At 60.7% G+C, this 17,270-nt stretch carries 17 protein-coding genes; 6 read left to right on the top strand and 11 right to left on the bottom strand.

Annotation, left to right across the window (positions count from 1 at the left end; translation table 11 throughout):
- Positions 1-52 precede the first annotated feature (52 nt).
- Positions 53-1,261: a cytochrome c biogenesis protein DipZ gene (locus AC07VO_RS07600; protein ID WP_086945477.1), complete on the top strand. Its 1,209-nt coding sequence runs from the start codon at positions 53-55 to the stop codon at positions 1,259-1,261.
- Positions 1,262-1,278: 17 nt separating this feature from the next.
- Here the strand turns inward: AC07VO_RS07600 and AC07VO_RS07595 are convergent, their stop codons facing one another.
- Positions 1,279-1,737, bottom strand: a complete 459-nt coding sequence (locus AC07VO_RS07595; RefSeq protein WP_086945478.1) for a GNAT family N-acetyltransferase — start codon at positions 1,735-1,737, stop codon at positions 1,279-1,281.
- Positions 1,738-1,968: 231 nt separating this feature from the next.
- On the opposite strand from AC07VO_RS07595, the gene AC07VO_RS07590 reads away from it, so the two are divergent.
- Positions 1,969-2,241, top strand: coding sequence for a DUF4242 domain-containing protein (locus AC07VO_RS07590; RefSeq protein ID WP_019649301.1), 273 nt, complete (start codon positions 1,969-1,971; stop codon positions 2,239-2,241).
- A 37-nt stretch (positions 2,242-2,278) separates the two neighbouring features.
- Positions 2,279-3,091: a class I SAM-dependent methyltransferase gene (locus tag AC07VO_RS07585; RefSeq protein ID WP_086945479.1), complete on the top strand. Its 813-nt coding sequence runs from the start codon at positions 2,279-2,281 to the stop codon at positions 3,089-3,091.
- Between the two features lie 143 nt (positions 3,092-3,234).
- On the opposite strand, the gene AC07VO_RS07580 is transcribed toward AC07VO_RS07585, so the two are convergent.
- Both AC07VO_RS07580 and AC07VO_RS07575 read right to left on the bottom strand, forming a co-directional pair.
- Positions 3,235-4,161, bottom strand: coding sequence for a universal stress protein (locus AC07VO_RS07580; protein ID WP_064617013.1), 927 nt, complete (start codon positions 4,159-4,161; stop codon positions 3,235-3,237).
- Between the two features lie 92 nt (positions 4,162-4,253).
- On the bottom strand, positions 4,254-5,177 hold the full coding sequence (locus AC07VO_RS07575) for a LysR substrate-binding domain-containing protein (protein ID WP_018928049.1): 924 nt from the start codon (positions 5,175-5,177) through the stop codon (positions 4,254-4,256).
- Between the two features lie 234 nt (positions 5,178-5,411).
- On the opposite strand from AC07VO_RS07575, the gene AC07VO_RS07570 reads away from it, so the two are divergent.
- Together AC07VO_RS07570 and cuyB are read left to right on the top strand one after the other, a co-directional pair.
- Complete coding sequence (locus tag AC07VO_RS07570) at positions 5,412-6,704, top strand: dicarboxylate/amino acid:cation symporter (RefSeq protein WP_086945480.1); 1,293 nt, start codon at positions 5,412-5,414, stop codon at positions 6,702-6,704.
- Between the two features lie 11 nt (positions 6,705-6,715).
- The gene (cuyB, locus tag AC07VO_RS07565; RefSeq protein ID WP_086945481.1) at positions 6,716-8,215 is read left to right on the top strand and encodes a cysteate racemase; all 1,500 of its coding nucleotides are present in this window, start codon (positions 6,716-6,718) and stop codon (positions 8,213-8,215) included.
- Here the strand turns inward: cuyB and AC07VO_RS07560 are convergent.
- From AC07VO_RS07560 to AC07VO_RS07550, 3 genes are all read right to left on the bottom strand, one after another.
- On the bottom strand, positions 8,212-8,598 hold the full coding sequence (locus AC07VO_RS07560) for a DUF488 domain-containing protein (RefSeq protein WP_018928046.1): 387 nt from the start codon (positions 8,596-8,598) through the stop codon (positions 8,212-8,214). The genes cuyB and AC07VO_RS07560 overlap by 4 nt on opposite strands.
- Positions 8,599-8,609: 11 nt before the next feature.
- A complete protein-coding gene (gene pcsA, locus AC07VO_RS07555) occupies positions 8,610-9,332 on the bottom strand; it encodes a phosphatidylcholine synthase (protein ID WP_018928045.1) in 723 nt (240 codons plus the stop codon).
- A 197-nt stretch (positions 9,333-9,529) separates the two neighbouring features.
- A complete protein-coding gene (locus AC07VO_RS07550) occupies positions 9,530-9,895 on the bottom strand; it encodes a VOC family protein (protein WP_064617017.1) in 366 nt (121 codons plus the stop codon).
- A gap of 107 nt (positions 9,896-10,002) precedes the next feature.
- Here AC07VO_RS07550 and AC07VO_RS07545 point away from each other — a divergent pair, with 107 nt between their 5' ends.
- Entirely contained in the window at positions 10,003-10,782 is a 780-nt protein-coding gene (locus AC07VO_RS07545) for a tellurite resistance TerB family protein (RefSeq protein WP_086945483.1), read from the top strand.
- Between the two features lie 121 nt (positions 10,783-10,903).
- Here AC07VO_RS07545 and hglS read toward each other — a convergent pair whose 3' ends face one another.
- The 5 genes from hglS to AC07VO_RS07520 form a co-directional block, all read right to left on the bottom strand.
- Positions 10,904-12,295 carry a 2-oxoadipate dioxygenase/decarboxylase HglS gene (gene hglS / locus AC07VO_RS07540; protein WP_064617019.1) on the bottom strand — a complete coding sequence of 464 codons (1,392 nt, stop codon included), beginning with the start codon at positions 12,293-12,295 and terminating at the stop codon, positions 10,904-10,906.
- Between the two features lie 130 nt (positions 12,296-12,425).
- Entirely contained in the window at positions 12,426-13,643 is a 1,218-nt protein-coding gene (gene glcF, locus AC07VO_RS07535; protein WP_086945484.1) for a glycolate oxidase subunit GlcF, read from the bottom strand.
- A gap of 1 nt (position 13,644) precedes the next feature.
- Complete coding sequence (gene glcE, locus AC07VO_RS07530) at positions 13,645-14,694, bottom strand: glycolate oxidase subunit GlcE (protein WP_086945485.1); 1,050 nt, start codon at positions 14,692-14,694, stop codon at positions 13,645-13,647.
- The gene (gene glcD, locus AC07VO_RS07525; RefSeq protein WP_086945486.1) at positions 14,694-16,193 is read right to left on the bottom strand and encodes a glycolate oxidase subunit GlcD; all 1,500 of its coding nucleotides are present in this window, start codon (positions 16,191-16,193) and stop codon (positions 14,694-14,696) included. Before glcD ends, glcE begins: the two co-directional genes overlap by 1 nt.
- Before the next feature lie 63 nt (positions 16,194-16,256).
- Positions 16,257-17,201 carry an alpha/beta fold hydrolase gene (locus AC07VO_RS07520; protein ID WP_018928038.1) on the bottom strand — a complete coding sequence of 315 codons (945 nt, stop codon included), beginning with the start codon at positions 17,199-17,201 and terminating at the stop codon, positions 16,257-16,259.
- Positions 17,202-17,270 lie beyond the last annotated feature (69 nt).

Raw genomic sequence — 17,270 nt, 5'->3', positions numbered from 1 at the left:
TGTGGGAGCAGGCTCGCTCGCATATCGGACTCGTATATTCAAGGTGATCCCCATGTTTCTCATCGCATTCCTGGGCGGCATTTTGACCGTCCTCAGCCCCTGCATCCTCCCGGTCGTGCCGTTTCTGTTTGCCGGTGTTAAACGCACACGCACCTCGATCCTGCTCACCCTCGGTGGCATGGCCCTGACCTTCGCCCTGATCTCTAGCCTGGCCGTGGTCAGCAGCGATTGGGTGATACAAGCCAACAACACCGGCCGCCATGTGGCGCTGATCGTGATGGTGCTGTTTGCGCTGTCGCTGATCTCCGCGCGCATCGGCGGCTGGCTGGCGCGACCGTTCGTGTTGCTGGGCAATCGCCTCGACCCCAACACTCGCAAAATGTCCGGCCCGCTGGGCTCGGTGATGATTGGCGTCGCCACCGGTCTGCTCTGGGCTCCGTGTGCCGGGCCGATCCTCGGGGTGATCCTCACCGGCGCCATGCTGCAAGGCGCCAACGTGCAGACCAGTCTGCTGCTGGTGGCGTATGGCCTGGGCAGCGCGTTGTCACTGGGCACCTTGATCTTCGCCGGTCGCGGCCTGGTCAATCGCTTGAAACCGTCGATTCCGGTCACCGGTTGGCTGCGTCGCGGCGCCGGTGCCGGGGTGTTGGTCGCGGCGGCGGTCATCGCCACCGGAACCGATAACAGGCTGCTCGCCGGCACTTCGTCCGAAGGCGTCACGACCGTTGAACAGCAGGTGCTGGAAACCGTACCGAAAGTGGTCGATTACCTGGTCAGCAAGGTCAAGGCCGACCCGATGGACGCGGCCAAAGGTGCGATGCCGTCACTCTCCGGCGCGGTCGAATGGCTCAACTCGCCAGCGCTGAGCAACGACTCCCTGCGCGGCAAGGTGGTGCTGGTGGATTTCTGGACCTATGACTGCATCAACTGCCAGCACACCTTGCCCTACGTGAAGGACTGGGCGAAAAAATATGAAAAGGACGGCTTGGTGGTGATCGGCGTGCACACCCCGGAATACGGTTACGAACGCATCCTCGACAACGTTCGCGATCAGGTGAAAAAGCTCGGCATCACCTACCCGGTGGCGATCGACAACAACTACGCGATCTGGCGCGCCTTCGACAACCAATACTGGCCGGCTCACTACCTGATCGATGCCAAGGGGCAGGTGCGTTACAGCCACTTTGGCGAGGGTCGCTACGAGACTCAGGAGCAGATGATCCGGCAGCTGTTGGAAGAGGCCAAGGCGCCTGCCGCGTAACCTTTCCAATCAATGGCTCACAGGTTGCGCACCATGAGCCATTGGTCGTTTTCCCAGGCCTGAAAACGCTCCAGCACTGTCCATCCGCGTCTGGCGTAGTAATCGCTTTGGTCCCGGGTGTGCAAATAGATCTTCGCCACGCCACGTTCCCTGGCCTGCGCGCATATCCCCTCAATCAAGCGCTCCGCCAATCCTTTTCCCCTTGCTTGGGGTGTGACGAACACACAAGCCAGCCAAGGACCCAGGTCAGGCCGGTGAGCCAGGTCGGCGGCGGCCAGTGCCGCACCACCCAGCAGGCGGTCTTCATCCAGGGCGATCAAACATTGCCATGTGCCGTCGAATTGGCCGTCAGCGAATTCCCGTTGCCACTGAGGCAAGGGCTGGTCGGCGTATTCATAGTGGAATTGTTGGTGAATCCATGAAGCAAAGATGTCGCTGTGGTGCATGTGGTGAGTGAGCCAGTCCAGGCGAGGCATGGGGGAATCCTTTCAAAAGGCGGTGGCCCATAAGAGCTGATTCAGGGCGCATCGGCAATCCCGGGGTCGGGTGTTAATCCTGCGTTACAAACGCATGACCATGCATCGGAGACCGGCGTATTTCGTGAGTCTGCCGGACGACCGGGCAGGACGGATACCTGTCCGGGAGCTTTAGTTTGTGGACGGGGTCACTTGCGACCCTGCCATCACCATCATGAAAGGGAGAGGGTTATGCCTAAGTTCATTATTGAACGCGAGCTTCCGGGAGCCGGCGCACTGCCGCCGCAGGAACTCAAAGCGATCTCGCAAAAATCCTGCGATGTGTTGCGCGGGTTGGGGCCAGAAGTGCAATGGCAGCAGAGTTACGTCACGGGCGACAAGATTTACTGCGTGTATATCGCGCCGAGTGAGGAACTCATCAGGGAGCATGCCAAACAAGGTGGCTTTCCGATCAACAGCGTTTCCCGAGTCATGAGCATCATCGACCCCACCACGGCGGAGTAAGCCGGGACGCGTTCCAACCCGCAGCGGAGCAGACTTCATGAGCACACCCATTGATCTCACCGCCCTGAAAAACCGTCAGATGACTGCGTGGGCCAGCGGCGACTACGCCGTGATCGGCACCACTTTACAGATCGTCGGCGAACAACTGGCTGAAGCCTGCGACCTGCTCTGCGATGAGCGGGTGCTGGACGTCGCTGCGGGCAACGGTAATGCCACGCTTGCCGCTGCGCGCCGGGGCTGTAAGGTCACGTCCACCGACTATGTGGCCAAGCTGCTTGAGCGTGGCGAAGACCGGGCACGGGCGGAACACCTGAACGTGACCTTTCAGGTGGCCGATGCCGAGGCGCTACCTTTCGAGGATGCCAGTTTCGATGCCGTGCTCTCGACCTTTGGGGTGATGTTTACCCCGGATCAGCCAAAGGCTGCCGCGGAATTGGCGCGGGTGTGCCGCCCGGGAGGCCGGATCGGCCTTGCCAACTGGACGCCTGAAGGCTTCGTTGGCCAGATGTTCAAGGTACTGGGGCGCCACATGCCGCCACCCGTGGGCGCTCAACCGCCTTCAAACTGGGGCTCCGAAGCGTGGTTGCACTCGCACTTCGATCAGCGCGACTTCGTGCTTCAGGTGACACGACGCTTATTCAACTTCCGCTATCGTTCGGCCGCCCATTTCATCGACACCTTCCGCACCTGGTATGGCCCGGTTCACAAGGCTTTTGCGACCCTGCCACCCGAAGGGTCCGCCGCCCTGGAACACGACCTGACGGAACTGCTCAAGCGCCTGAACCGAGCGGGAGAGCGGTCGCTGGTGGTGCCCGGTGAATACCTGGAGGTGGTGATCACCCGGCGCTGAACCGGGAACGGAGCGACGAAAATCCTGTAGGAGCGAGGCTTGCCCGCGAAGAACGATGACGCGTAATACCTGAAAAACCGCGGTGCATTCTTCGCGGGCAAGCCTCGCTCCTACAGGTTCTGTGCCTTAACTTAATGGCATTGTCACTCATCCAGTGATTCGGTATACACCACCCACACGCTGCATGGCATTTTGTACAGCACATGCTCCACCGTGCTGCCGATCAACCGGCCCATGCCGCGATGGCCGATCCGGCCCATGACGATCACATCCACATCATGGGTCTCGGTGTAGTGGGTCAGTACCTTGGTCGGGTTGCCCATGATCATGTGACGCTGCTCCGGCGCGATGCCGTTGCGCGCGGCCAGTTCGTTGAACGCATCCTCCTGGAGGTCGAACAGGGTCTTGATCTGGCCTGAAGAGAAAAGCGCCGAACCGTTATAGAAGTTGAACTCATCCGCGCTGATGGCTGAAAGGTCACAGGCGTAGACCACATCGAGCTCGGCATTGCAGGCGCTCGCCAGTTTCGATGCTTCGTGAAGGATTCTGTCGTTGAAGCTTTTGTAGTGATCGTCGCGATGAAGCGGGTCGACCGCGGCGACGATCTTGCGCGGCAACGCGCGAGTGGCATGGCTGACGAAATGCAGCGGCACCGGGCATTCGCGCAGCAAATGCACGTCGAGGGGCGTAAACACCAGTCGCGACAGCCGCGATTGATGCTCCAGCGCCTTGATCAGCACGTCCATCGGCTGCTCTTTGAGGTGAATCAGGATTTCCTCCAGCGGATGCTCGACCCAGGCCACCTCGGTGGTGACGTGTACACCGATCTTGCGCAAGGGATGGGCCTGTTCCTCAAGCCACTGGCGGTGACGCTCGACGTAGCCCAGGCGCATCTGTTCCAGGGCTTTTTCGTTGACCAGGCTGGCGGTCGCCAGACCTTCCAGATAGTCGAAGGCCACGATGTGCAGGGCCGCCCCCTCGGCCTTGGCCAGCATCGCGGCCCGGTCGAAGGCGGGGCTGTGTTCCATCAGCGGTGAAGCGACCAGCATGAAGCGTGATTCACCAGACATGACAAACCTCCCGTGGGTAAGCGAGCAGACGGTGGTCGTTCAATACATCTCAATCCTTTCATTATTGACCATGATCAACCCCTCGTCCGGTTCTAATGTGGGAGCGGGTTTGCTCGCGATGCGGTCTCAAGCGTCTTCCAAAGCTCGCGCATCGTCGGGTTCTGATTGGCGATCGAACAATACGAACGAATCTCCAGCCGGGTCTTCCATTCATCGCCGCCGGCCAGCACCAATTGCCCTCGCTCCAGCTCATCGGTCACGGCGCTCAGGGGCAGCCAGGCAACGCCGTAGCCCTCGATCGCCATTCTCATCAGCAACATGGCCATGTCCGCCTCAAAGCAACGATCAAGCACGCAAGCAGTCGGTGCATTCTTGATGACGATATCGGCCACGCGACCCAAAAAAGTGGTCGCGGTATAGGCCAGGTGCGGCACTGGTTTGGCGGCCGTCCCCGGCAGCCGATGCAACGGTTTGCCGTTATTGTCCGGCGCGCACAGTGGAACGAACGAATCATGCCCCAGGGTCAAGCTGCCGAACTTCTCGGGGTCGAGCTGGATCGGGGCGAGGGGATGGTGGTAGACGATCATCAAATCGCAGCTACCTTCCTCCAGCGCAATCACCGCATCGTGGATGTTCGCGGCCACCACGCGAGCATTGAAGGGCTCATTCTGCTGTTGAAACTGGGTGAGCCATTTAGGCAGGAAGGTCATTGAAAGACTGTGCCCGGCGGTGACCTGAATCGAGCGCCCCGGCATTCGTTCGCCTTCGCGAAGGGCCAGGCGCAATTGCAGCAACGCCGACAGCGCCTCGCGCCCCTCTTCACAGAAGCTGCGGCCCGCTTGAGTCAGCTGGACAGGATAAGTGCCGCGATCCACCAGTTCGGCGCCCACCCATTCTTCAAGTGAACGAATCCGCCGGGACAACGCGGACTGCGTGACGCAACGCACTTCCGCCGCTCGGGAAAAGTTCTTCCATTCGGCAATCGCCAGAAGATCGTCCAACCATTTGGTTTGCATGCTGGCACCTCATTGCGTCTCTGGCGAAGAGTTTACTGCGGTGCGCTGGCGCCATTGAGGGAATTTCGCAAACTATTCCAAAAACGCATCAGCCTATGGTGATTACTCATCATCCGGCGTGAAGGGCGTCCTTAGAATCGGTGCCACAACCCCGCTGCCGCAGAACATCGGGGCACTTCAATCTTGTCTCCTGCCAAGTAAAAAGACCTACAAAACCACTTGAGGAAATGCACCGTGAAAAGAAACAGACTACCCCGCCAGATTGCGATGGCTATCGCCTTGGGCGTCCTTGCAGGTTGGGCCTGCCATCATTTCGCAGCGGATGAGAAAGCCGCCCGGGAGATCGCCTCCTACTTCTCGATGGTGACGGACATTTTCCTGCGGTTGATCAAGATGATCATCGCGCCTTTGGTGTTCGCCACACTGGTCGGTGGTATTGCCAGCATGGGTAATTCCCGATCCGTAGGGCGGATCGGCGCGAGGGCGATGATCTGGTTCGTGTCGGCCTCAATCATTTCGCTGTTCATTGGCATGTTGCTGGTGAATGTGTTCCAGCCAGGCGCGGGTCTGGATCTGCAGGTGACTCAAGGCGCAGCGGCGCCGGCCGTTGTCAGCACGGGTGACTTCAGCCTCAAGGTATTCATCAGTCACGTGTTCCCTCGAAGCATCGCAGAAGCCATGGCCAACAATGAGATTCTGCAAATTGTAGTGTTCTCTTTGTTTTTCGGCTTTGCGCTGGCAGGCATCAAGCGCGCTGGCTACACGAAGATCACCGACAGCATTGAAGAACTGGGCAAGGTGATGTTCAAGATCACTGACTATGTCATGGCCTTTGCGCCAGTTGGTGTCTTTGCCGCCATCGCTTCGGCCATCACCACCCAAGGTCTCGGCTTGCTGGTCGATTATGGAAAACTGATTGCCGAGTTCTACCTGGGCATTGTGATTCTATGGGGTGTGTTGTTCGCTGCCGGCTACCTGTTTCTGGGGCGTTCAGTCTTTACCTTGGGCAAGTTGATCCGCGAACCCATTCTGCTGGCATTCTCGACAGCCAGTAGTGAGTCCGCCTATCCAAAAACCATGGAAGCCCTGGAGAAGTTCGGCGCACCCAAGCGGGTATCCAGTTTCGTACTGCCACTGGGGTACTCATTCAACCTCGACGGCTCGATGATGTATCAAGCCTTCGCCATTATGTTCATCGCTCAGGCCTACAACATTGATTTGAGCTTTACGCAGCAGCTGCTGATCTTGCTGACGCTGATGATTACCAGCAAGGGCATGGCGGGTGTTGCCCGGGCTTCGGTGGTGGTCGTGGCGGCGACGTTGCCCATGTTCAATCTGCCAGAGGCTGGCATTTTGCTGATCATCGGTATTGATCAGTTCCTCGATATGGCCAGGACGGCCACCAATGTGGTGGGCAACAGCATCGCAACGGCCGTGATCGCTAAATCCGAGCCTCTCGAAGAGCCGGACGACGTGCCGCAATCCGAGGCGTCCCCACTGCCTGTTCGCTCTGTAGCCACCGTCTGAGCGCTATCACCATGAAAACGAAATCAAAGCCATCCCGTGAGTCTTCATTGGTACACAAACTGGGCATCGTCGGCGGGCTTGGCTCACTGGCCGGCGGCGATCTTTTCTATAAGTTGGTGAAGTCCAGGGCGGTGCTTGAGGATCAAGGCCGCTATCACTTCCTGTTCGAGCAGCACCCGTTCAAAGATGTGCTGATGCCGTTGGATCGGGGCGCGAGCATGACCTCCAGAAAGTTCTATGTTTTCCAGGTCTGTCAGACTTTCGAGGCCAGCGGGGTCAGCGCGATCGTACTGCCGTGTTTTGCCAGTCACACTTTCCGCGAAGAGATACAGGAGGAGATAGGCATACCGGTTCTGGACATGATGGCCGCATTGCGCAGGCACATCGACCATGTTGTTGAACCCGGCGCGGTATTGGGCATTCTCGCCTCAGACTATGTTCGCCACGCCGGTTTGTTCGAACGCTACTTCGGCTCCGACTTCAAACTCGTTTATCCAGGTGCCGACGAACAATCGGGGTTGATGGAAGCGATGTATGGCGTCAACGGCATCAAGGATGGCTACCTTGACGGTGTACCGCTGGAATGTGTGTATCAGGCCTGCCTGTCACTTCAGGAGCAGGGGGCCACGATGGTCTTGCCGGGCATGACCGAGCTTTCGTTGGTCTGCGGCGACCTGCAGCGGCGGGGCATCACGGTGTTGGATATCAATGAGATTTATGCCGGCTTCGCGACTCAGCAGAAAGGTCAGTCGAATCGCCCACCCTTCAAGCTTGGGATCGTAGGCGGGGTGGGGCCTGCGGCAACGGTCGATTTCATGGGCAAGGTGGTTGCGCATACACCGGCCGGCCGTGACCAGGAGCACATCAAGATGGTGGTCGAACAAAACCCCCAGATTCCTGATCGCACCGCCAATTTGCTGAATGACGAAACCGATCCGACGATGGCGATGTATGCCACCTGCAAGCGGCTTGAAAGCGCAGGAGCCAATGCGATTGCGATCCCGTGCAATACCGCTCACGCGTTTGTCGAGCGTATCCAGGCACACTTGCGTGTGCCCATTGTGAACATGCTGGCCGAGACGGTAGAGGCCATCGTTCAGCGGTATGGCGCCGGGAAAACAGTGGGGCTGCTGGCGACGTCGGGCACGATCAAGAGTCAGGTCTACCACGAGGCCGCCCGGCGGGCCGGGCTGCACATAATCGCCCCCGGTGTGGATTACCAGGCGTTGGTGATGGATGCGATTTATGGGTCGCTCGGGATCAAGGCCGGGTTCACAGAGGGCCTTTGCAGGGACCAACTCCTGATCGCCGCCGAGCACTTGTGTGAACTGGGCGCCGATGTGCTCATCCTGGGATGCACGGAGTTGCCGCTGGTGCTGCAGCATAGCGAGGCCTTCATGATCAAGGGGCATCAAGTGGCATTGATCGACCCGACGACCATTCTGGCTATGAAGTGTATTCAGCTTGCCCGTGAACATTCGGGCGAGCGATCAAATCTGCATCTTGGCTAAACAATTTTTGCGCCCCGTGCCTCCAGCAACTCCCGCAATACGGAACGGTGGCAGTGCGCTTCGTCTTCGCAATAACACCCCACGGCCAGCGAGGTTTGATGGGAGAGGGCGGCCAGCAGGTCCAGCAGCTGACTGGGCGCGGGATGGTTCATCTCGGCCTTGAACTTGCGCTTGAAGGTCTCCCAGGCTTTGGCATCTTCTGCCGCTTTGGCTTCGGCCACCAGTTCGGGGCTGGGGGACAGCAGCGGTTGCCACACATCATAGAAATCACGGCTGGCGAATTCGGCCTTCGGTACGCCACGGGGCGGGCGGCGTACCGTGCCCAGGCGCAGGCCTTCATTTGCGGTGCGAGGTGAACCGAGTCGCACGATATGGATGGGCATGAATGCAGTGCCTATTTGAGCCGCGAGCCGTCGAACCACTCCAGCGCCGTGCGCCAGATGCAGATCCCCAGGAAGTACGCCGACATCAGCAGCCACAGGCCCATCACCAGTGGATTGATGACCGGATGGTTGAGCACCAGCGACAAGCTGCACAGCAACCAGATGGCCGTCACGGCAATGTTGATCGGCATGAAGCGGCGCACGCGGAACGGGTGCAGGAATTTCATTCGAGTCACGGTCAACAGCGCCAGGCCGATCACGGTGAGCAACGTGATCCACGGCGACGGACCGATGATGTACAGGCACAACGCAACCACATTCCACGCGGCGGGGAAGCCCTGGAAGTAGTTGTCCTTGCTCTTCATGTTGACGTTGCAGAAGCAGAACAGCGACGACACCAGAATCAGCGATACGGTCAGCAGCAGGGTGTAGTCCGGCAACGGGATGTAACGGTAGATGAACAGCGCGGGGATAAACACATACGTCAGGTAGTCGATCACCAGGTCGAGGATCGAGCCGTCGAAACTTGGCAGCACCGATTGCACATTGACCTTGCGTGCCAGCGCGCCGTCCAGCCCGTCGACGATCAGCGCCACGCCCAGCCACAGCAGGCAATGGGTGGGCTGGTTCTCCAGCAGGGCGAGGGTCGCGAGGAAAGCAGTGACCACGCCGGTGGCGGTAAAACCATGGGCGCCCCATGCTTTGAGCCTGGCGATGTGTACGGTGGATATCACGGGGGCGTTCTCCAGAAAATGAAGCAAGCCAGTTATCACCCTGCTATTGAGGGCGTCGGCAAACCGGATCGGGTTGCAGGTATCGACCGGATTTTCGGGGATAAGGTTCACCACCTTTGAATCTTAGACGCCGCGCAAAAAAATACCCCGGAAATATCCGGGGTACGTCATGAGCGTTGTCTGCCTGTGTTGTCAGCTTAATGAGGAAAGAACACACGCAGCCGATGGTTATCCGGGTCAAGGGCGACGAAGGTGCGACCGAAGTCGAGTTCGGTCGGTGTTTGCAGCATGGTCAGCCCCAGAGCGCTCCACTTGGCAAACAGTGCATCGACCTGTTCGGCAGACTCCACCGGGAACGCCAGCTCGGTCCCGCCGCCTGTTACAGTCGTTGCAGGTTCGGCGGTATGCCGCGACCAGAGCCCCAGTTTATAGCCGTCGTCCAGGACAAACAGGGCGAAGGTCGGCGACTCTTCCACGGGCTTGCGCTCCAGCAGAAACTCATAAAACCGTGCACTGACGGCGGGGTTGTCCACGAAAAGCAAAATGAAACGGGGAGTGATCATGGGGTTGCTCCATTAGAAGGTGGGCGCAGCATAAAAGGAGGCGCTGTCAGTTTCTGTCAGGAGTGTGAAGGGGCACCTTTTGACGTCAGCCAGACGGAGTTGGCGGAATGTCCGGCGAGGACTATCGTTGCCTGACTTGGTTTCTGCCCATCAATGAGGACGTCGTCATGAACACCAGCGATTTGCTTGAGCAATTACTACGGGCCGGCCAGGGCTCGTTGTCGCAACAAGGTGGTGCGGCGTCGACTCAAGGCGGCTTGGGCGATTTGGGTGGCTTGCTCGGTGGCCTGTTGGGTGGCAGCGCGGGTGGAGGTCCTGGCGGCGGAGGGCTGGGAGGTTTGCTCGGTGGTCTGTTGGGCGGCGGTTCCCCTTCGGGCGGTTCAAGCCAAACGCGCTCGGGCGGCACCAACTATGCGGCGTTGGCCTCTTTGGGGATGATGGCGTTCCAGGCCTATCAGGCATGGCAACGCAGCCAGGCCTCGGCACCCCAACAGGCGCCGCGTACCGTTGATCTGTTGTCCGGTCCGGAAATCGAAGACCACAGCCACGCCATCCTTCGCGCCTTGATCGCCGCCGCCAAGGCCGACGGCCGTATCGACGACGCCGAGAAACAAATGATCAGCACTGAAATCGGCCGCCATACCGACGACCCGCAACTGCAACAATGGCTCGATGACGAAGTCGCCCGGCCGCTGGATGCCGCCGATGTGGCGCAGTCCGCCCAGGACCCGGGCATGGCCGCCGAGATGTACCTGGCCAGCGTGATGCTGGTGGACGATCAGCAGGACGCCGAGCGCAATTATCTGGATGAACTGGCCGCTGCGCTGAAGATCGATCCAGAGCTGCAACTGCACCTGGAGCAACAGGCCAAGGGCGGTGCGGCTTAAAAGGTTGAAAACGTGCCGTGCCGGCAACGACGCGACGAACGACGAGGCGGCCCCTCCTGCATGAAATACGTATTCCTGCAGGAGCTGCCGCAGGGCTGCGATCTTTTCGCGGCCATAACGCCTAATCGGTAACCTTCAAGCCCAATGCTGCAAAACACTCTTCGATCGATCGCCGCTGCGTCTCGGCATACAAGCCCAACTCATCAATCGTCGGCCGTCCCAGCGCCTTTTCGAACGCCTGTTGGTTCGAATGCACGCCATAGTGGGTTTGCGCCGCGTCCCCCAGGTTCGACTGAAAAATCCCCGCCGCACTGACCGGCAGGAAATCTTCGTACACCAGTGGTTCTACCCGCACATACCCGTCACGGAGCAAATCCTCCAGCGACGCGTCTTTCAGCCCATCCGCCGCCAGGCCTTTTTCGGTCACGAAGTAGCGAAAGTACGCCAGTTCCTGTTGGCGCATATCCTCAACGGTGTCAGGGAATTCGCCAAAGTGCTGCGTCATTAGCGCGTTGTAGCGTGCGGCATTGGCTTCGTTGGGAAACTCCTTGAGCTCATCCCGGGCAGCGTTGAGCAAACGGTCGTAAAGCGCCCGGCCCTTAGGCGTGAGCGCTGCGCCGCGTTGTTCGATTTCACCGAAGCGGGCGCTGTGGCTGCCACGCATCTCGGCTTGATCGGTAAAAGCGATCGGCTCGTCCAGCGCCTTGAAGCTGGTTTGACGCAGCAGAATCGGGCATTGGCGGCGGGGTGGGCCTTCGATCACCGCTTTGGGGGTAATGCCATGGGCGGGCATTTGTGCCTGGACGATGTCGATGTCCAGGGTGCGCGGCGTCAGGTGGTTAATGTGCGGGCCTTTGAACGCCACCACGTCGGCGATCAGTCGATGCTGGGCGCTGAGTTGTTGGTACTGCTCGGCGGTGACGGTGGCGCTGTGGTGCCAGCGGAAGGTTTCCAAGGCTTGTGCGACGAAGTCCTGCGCCTCGTATTCGGTCAGCCCTCCCTGGGTTTCGGCGCGCTCGATGAGCGTCAGCGCAGCCGGGGTGAAGATTGAACGCTGGTCCAGCACTGATTGGGCAAAGGCCCGCAGTTCGGTGTCTTCGATCAGTTCCAGGCGCAGTAGCGAGGTGAACACCCGGAACGGGCTGACTTGCAACGCCGCCTCATGCACGGCACGAAATGCGGTGGAATGCACCGGCACGCCGGCCGGGGTCAGGTCGTAATAGCCCACCGGTTGCATGCCCATCACCGCGAACAGGCGGGCGAGGGTTGCCAGTTCAGTGGCGGTGCCGACGCGGATTGCACCGTGGCGTTCCAGGTCCAGCCGCTGGATTTCCCCGGTGCTGTGCAGCTGGCGGGCGATTTGCGGGTCGCTGTCCAGCACGTGGCGGTTGGTCTGTTCCACCAGTTCCATCAGCGCGCCGTACAGCGGCACTTCTTCGCGGTACATGTCGGACATCGCTTTGGAGAAGCGTTGGCGGATCAGGTCAGGGCTGACGAAATTCGGGTGGCTCATGAAAAAAATTCCTGGCGCAGTGACGTAACGGATGCCGGAAAAGATCGCAGCCTTCGGCGGCGCCGACAAACGAAGTTTCTGACGAACTTCATTCTGCCAAGGACTGTTCTTGCAACGCGGAAGTGTTCGGTTAACGCAGCACTTGGTCCACCAATTCGATCCAGTGCCTGACTGGGGTGCGTCCGGCGCTGTTGAGGTGGCTCTGGCAGCCGATGTTGGCGGTGGCGATGACTTCTGGGTGGCCGCTTTCCAGGGCGTTGAGTTTGTTGTCGCGCAGTTGCCGGGCCAACTCCGGTTGGGTGATCGAATAGGTGCCCGCCGAGCCGCAACACAAATGACTGTCGGGTACAGCTGTGAGATTGAAGCCCAACCGCGTCAACACGGCCTCGACCGCGCCGCCGAGTTTCTGTGCGTGCTGCAAGGTGCAGGGGCAGTGAAAGGCGATCCGTCGGTCGGTGGCGGCGCAAACTCGCTCCAACGGCTCATCGGCCAGCACTTGCACCAGGTCCAGGGCCATTTCGCTGACTCGCCGTGCCTTGGCCGCATAAACCGGGTCGCGCTCCAGCAGATGCCCGTAGTCCTTGATGAATGCGCCGCAGCCGCTGGCGGTTTGCACGATGGCTTCGGCGCCGCTTTCCAGGTACGGCCACCAAGCGTCGATGTTGCGTCGGGCGCGGTCCAGGCCCACAGCTTGGGCGTCGAGGTGATAGTCCAGCGCGCCGCAGCAGCCGGCTTCCAGCGCCGCAATCACACTGATTCCCAGCCGATCCAGCACCCGCGCCGTCGCGGCGTTGGTGTTCGGTGACAGACCGGGTTGTACGCAGCCTTCGAGCATCAACACCTGGCGCGCATGCCGAGGGACCGGGCGTTCGCCCGGAGCAGGGAGGTCGTGGGGTAACTTCGCCTCAACCCCCCGTGGTAGCAACGGCCGGAAAGTGGCGCCGATCTGCAGCAGGGTCTTGAACAGGTTCGGGTTTGGCGCCAATGCCCGCAGGCCCTGACGCAACAGTCGTTGACTGGCTGGGCGTGGCACCGCTTGATCGATCACGGCGCGGCCAATGTCCAGCAGGTTGTGATAATCCACCCCGGACGGGCAGGTGGTTTCGCAGTTGCGGCAGGTCAGGCAGCGATCCAGGTGCAATTGGGCCTGGGCCGTGGCGGGGGCGCCTTCGAGCACTTGCTTGATCAGGTAGATGCGCCCACGCGGCCCGTCCAGTTCGTCGCCGAGCAGTTGATAGGTCGGGCATGTAGCGTTGCAAAACCCGCAGTGCACACAGGTGCGCAGGATCTTGTCCGCTTCTTCGGCGCGGGGCAGTTGGCGGGCCTCTTTGCTGAGATTGGTTTGCATCTTACAGCTCCGCGTACATCCGGCCGGGGTTGAACAACCCTTGCGGGTCCAGTTGCGCCTTGAGTTGCCGGTGATAGCGCAGCAGCGCCGGGGCCAGGGGCTGGAAAGGCATTTCTGTGACGCCATGGCTGAAACAGGTGGCATGGCCGCCGTGCTGCTGAGCCAGTGATTGAATGTTATCGGCTGCGGATTTCAACCAGCGTTGCGCGCCACCCCAGTCGATCAGTTGCTCGCCGGGCAAGTCCAGTGGCCCGAGGTTGTTGGGCAATGACAAGCGCCACAGCGGCAGGCCTTCATTGAAAAAGTCTAGTCGTTGTTCGTTCAGGTCAGACCAATAGGCCGAGTCCAACGGTTCGCCACCGAGCCGTTGATGGGCCGCCGCGACCGAGCCTTCGCCGCCTTCCAGGCGCAGGTACAAACGCTGGCCGTCGTGGCTGGCGGCGCTGATGGGCAGCGGTTGCTGGCCCCATTGCGCCAGATTGGCCAAGGCGCGGGCGCAGTCGATGTCCAGGCTGATGCTCAGGCATTGCCGGGGTTTGGGCAGCACTTTGAGCGAGACTTCAGTCAGCACGCCGAGGCAGCCGTAGCTGCCGACCATCAGGCGCGACAGGTCATAACCGGCGACGTTTTTCATCACTTCGCCGCCAAAGCGCAGGTGAGTGCCCAGACCGCTGATCACCCGCGTACCGAGGACAAAGTCCCGCACCGAGCCGGCCCACGGGCGCCGTGGCCCGGACAGCCCCGCCGCGATCATCCCGCCGACCGTGGCGCCTTCGCCGAACGACGGCGGCTCGCAGGGCAACATTTGCCCCGCGGCATCCAGCGCGGCAAACAGTTCGCTCAGCGGTGTGCCGGCGCGAACGCTGATCACCAGTTCCGTCGGGTCATAGCTGACGATGCCGCAGTGGGCGCGGGTGTCGAGCACTTCGCCGGCCACTTCACGGCCGAGAAAGGCCTTGGTGTTCCCTCCCTGAATGCGCAGCGGCGTGGCGTTTTCCAGCGCCTGCCTGACCTGGTCGAGCAGGGTTGCACTGGCATCGAAATCTGCCATCAGAAACGCTCCAGATCAGGGAACGGCAATTGCCCGGCGTGGATGTGCATCGCACCGAACTCCGCGCAGCGGTGCAGGGTCGGGATGTTCTTGCCGGGGTTGAGTAAACCCTGGGGGTCGAACGCGGCTTTCACGGCGTGAAACAGCGTTAATTCGTCACTGTTGAACTGCGCGCACATCTGATTGATTTTCTCCCGGCCCACGCCGTGCTCGCCGGTGATGCTGCCGCCGACTTTCACGCACAGTTCGAGGATCTTGCCGCCGAGGGCTTCGGCCCGTTCCAGTTCGCCGGGCTGGTTGGCGTCGAACAGGATCAGCGGGTGCATGTTGCCGTCGCCGGCGTGGAACACGTTGGCCACCCGCAAGCCATATTCTTGCGCCAGGCTGGCGATGCCCTTGAGTACGCCGGGCAGTTCGCGGCGGGGGATGGTGCCGTCCATGCAGTAGTAATCCGGCGAGAGGCGGCCGATGGCCGGGAAGGCGTTTTTGCGCCCGGCCCAGAACCGCACGCGCTCGGCCTCGTCCCGGGCCTGGCGCACCTCGCTGGCGCCGGCCTGTTGCAGCACCTCGCGGACTCGTTCGCAATCGTCATGGACATCGGCTTCGACGCCGTCCAGTTCGCACAGCAGGATCGCTTCGGCCTCCACCGGGTAACCGGCGTGGATGAAATCCTCGGCGGCGCGGATCGCCAGGTTGTCCATCATCTCCAGGCCACCGGGGATGATCCCGGCGGCGATGATCTCGGCCACCGCGCGGCCGGCCTTTTCCACGGAATCGAAACTGGCCAGCAGGACTTTGGCGACCTGGGGTTTGGGCAGCAGTTTGACCGTGACTTCGGTGATGATCCCCAGCAAGCCTTCGGAGCCGGTAAACAGCGCCAGCAGGTCAAACCCCGGCGCGTCCAGCGAGTCGGCGCCGAGGGTCAGGTGTTCGCCTTCAAGGGTCAGGATTTCGAGTTTCAGCAGGTTGTGCACGGTCAGGCCGTACTTGAGGCAATGCACGCCACCGGCGTTTTCCGCGACGTTGCCGCCGATGGAACAGGCGATTTGCGAGGACGGGTCCGGTGCGTAATACAACCCGAAGGGCGCCGCTGCCTGGGAAATCGCCAGGTTGCGCACCCCTGGCTGGACCCGTGCGGTGCGGGCGGCGGGGTCGATGTGCAAGATGTTGTTGAATCGCACCATCACCAGCAACACGCCTTTGTCCAGCGGCAGCGCACCGCCGGACAACCCGGTGCCGGCCCCGCGCGCCACCACCGGCACGTTCCGGGCATGGCAGAGCTTGAGCAGTGCCTGCACCTGTTCAAGATGCCGGGGCAGCGCCACCAGCATCGGCGTGGTGCGATAGGCCGAGAGACCGTCGCATTCGTAGGGCTTGAGTTCTTCCTCGCGCCAGAGAATGTCCAGGTCCGGCACCTCCTGTTGCAATGCCTTGAGCAGCACCGCCTTGTCGACATTGGGCAGGGCGCCGTCGATGCGTTCGTCGTAAAGAATGTTCATCAATCGCGCCTCGTATGAATCGCCGAGCATCCCCCCGAATTATCTGCCAACCCGTAGCAGCTGCTATGAGGCGGTGGGGGTCATGTGATGCGCCCGCAAAAACTCCCGGTACAAGCGTGCGGTTTTGGTCGGCTGCTCAACCATCGGCATGTGGCCGACACCGTCCCAGATTTCCACCCGCAGATCGGCGATGCCCTTGCTCCAGACGGGCACGCTGCTGACGTCGATCAAGCGGTCCTTGCGCCCCCACAGCAGCAGCGCCGGGCATTTGATATCGGGCAGTTTTGGTTCCATCGGCGGGCTGGCCCGGAAGTCCCTGAAGATTTCTTCCAGCTCGTCGCGCTGCTGTTCATAGCGCTGGGCGACGGCGTCCAGCACGATCCCCGGTACCCATGGCGGCGACGCCATGGTCATGGCGTAGAAATGCTGAAACTCTTCACGGGAATGAATCAGGAACGGGTTATGGCCGCGAGCCAGGTGGCGCTCCATGTCGCTGGGTTCCGGGGCAGTGACGCCAGCCGGATCGAGCAGCGCCAGTGAAACGATACGCTCGGGGTAATTGACCGCCAGCCATGCCGCGATGTAGCCACCCATGGAATTGCCGATCACGTGCACCTTCTCGACGCCGCAAACATCGAGCAACTGGATCAATCGTTTGGCCTGGACCGGAATGTCGTAGCCACCACCGGCCTTGAAACCGGTTTCGCCATGGCCGGCGAGGTCGGGGATGATCACCCGGTAGTCGTTGACGAAATGCCGGGCGAAGCGCAGCCAGATATTCTTGTCGGCGCTGTAGCCGTGCAGCATCAGTATGTTGCTGGAGGCTTCATAGGGGCCGCCTTGCCAGGTCGAGACGGTCATTTCGGTGATCGGCACGATAAGCTTGTGCAACCGATACAGCCGGGCCTCCAGCGCCATGTTCAAGTCATAGAGCCAGTAACCGATGGCCGGGTAGCTCAACCAGCTCCAGGCCGCGAAAACGGCGATAGCGACAACCAACAAAAGCATCAGGCTATTCCTTTTGCAGTGATCAGGACGGAAGGTGGTTGGCGGAGCCTCTGCAGCGGCCTCCTGTTT

This window comes from Pseudomonas sp. GW821-FHT03E01 (assembly GCF_059420765.1).
The sequence above is the reverse complement of the archived record's forward strand: the minus strand, read 5'-3'. Positions and strand labels throughout refer to the sequence as shown.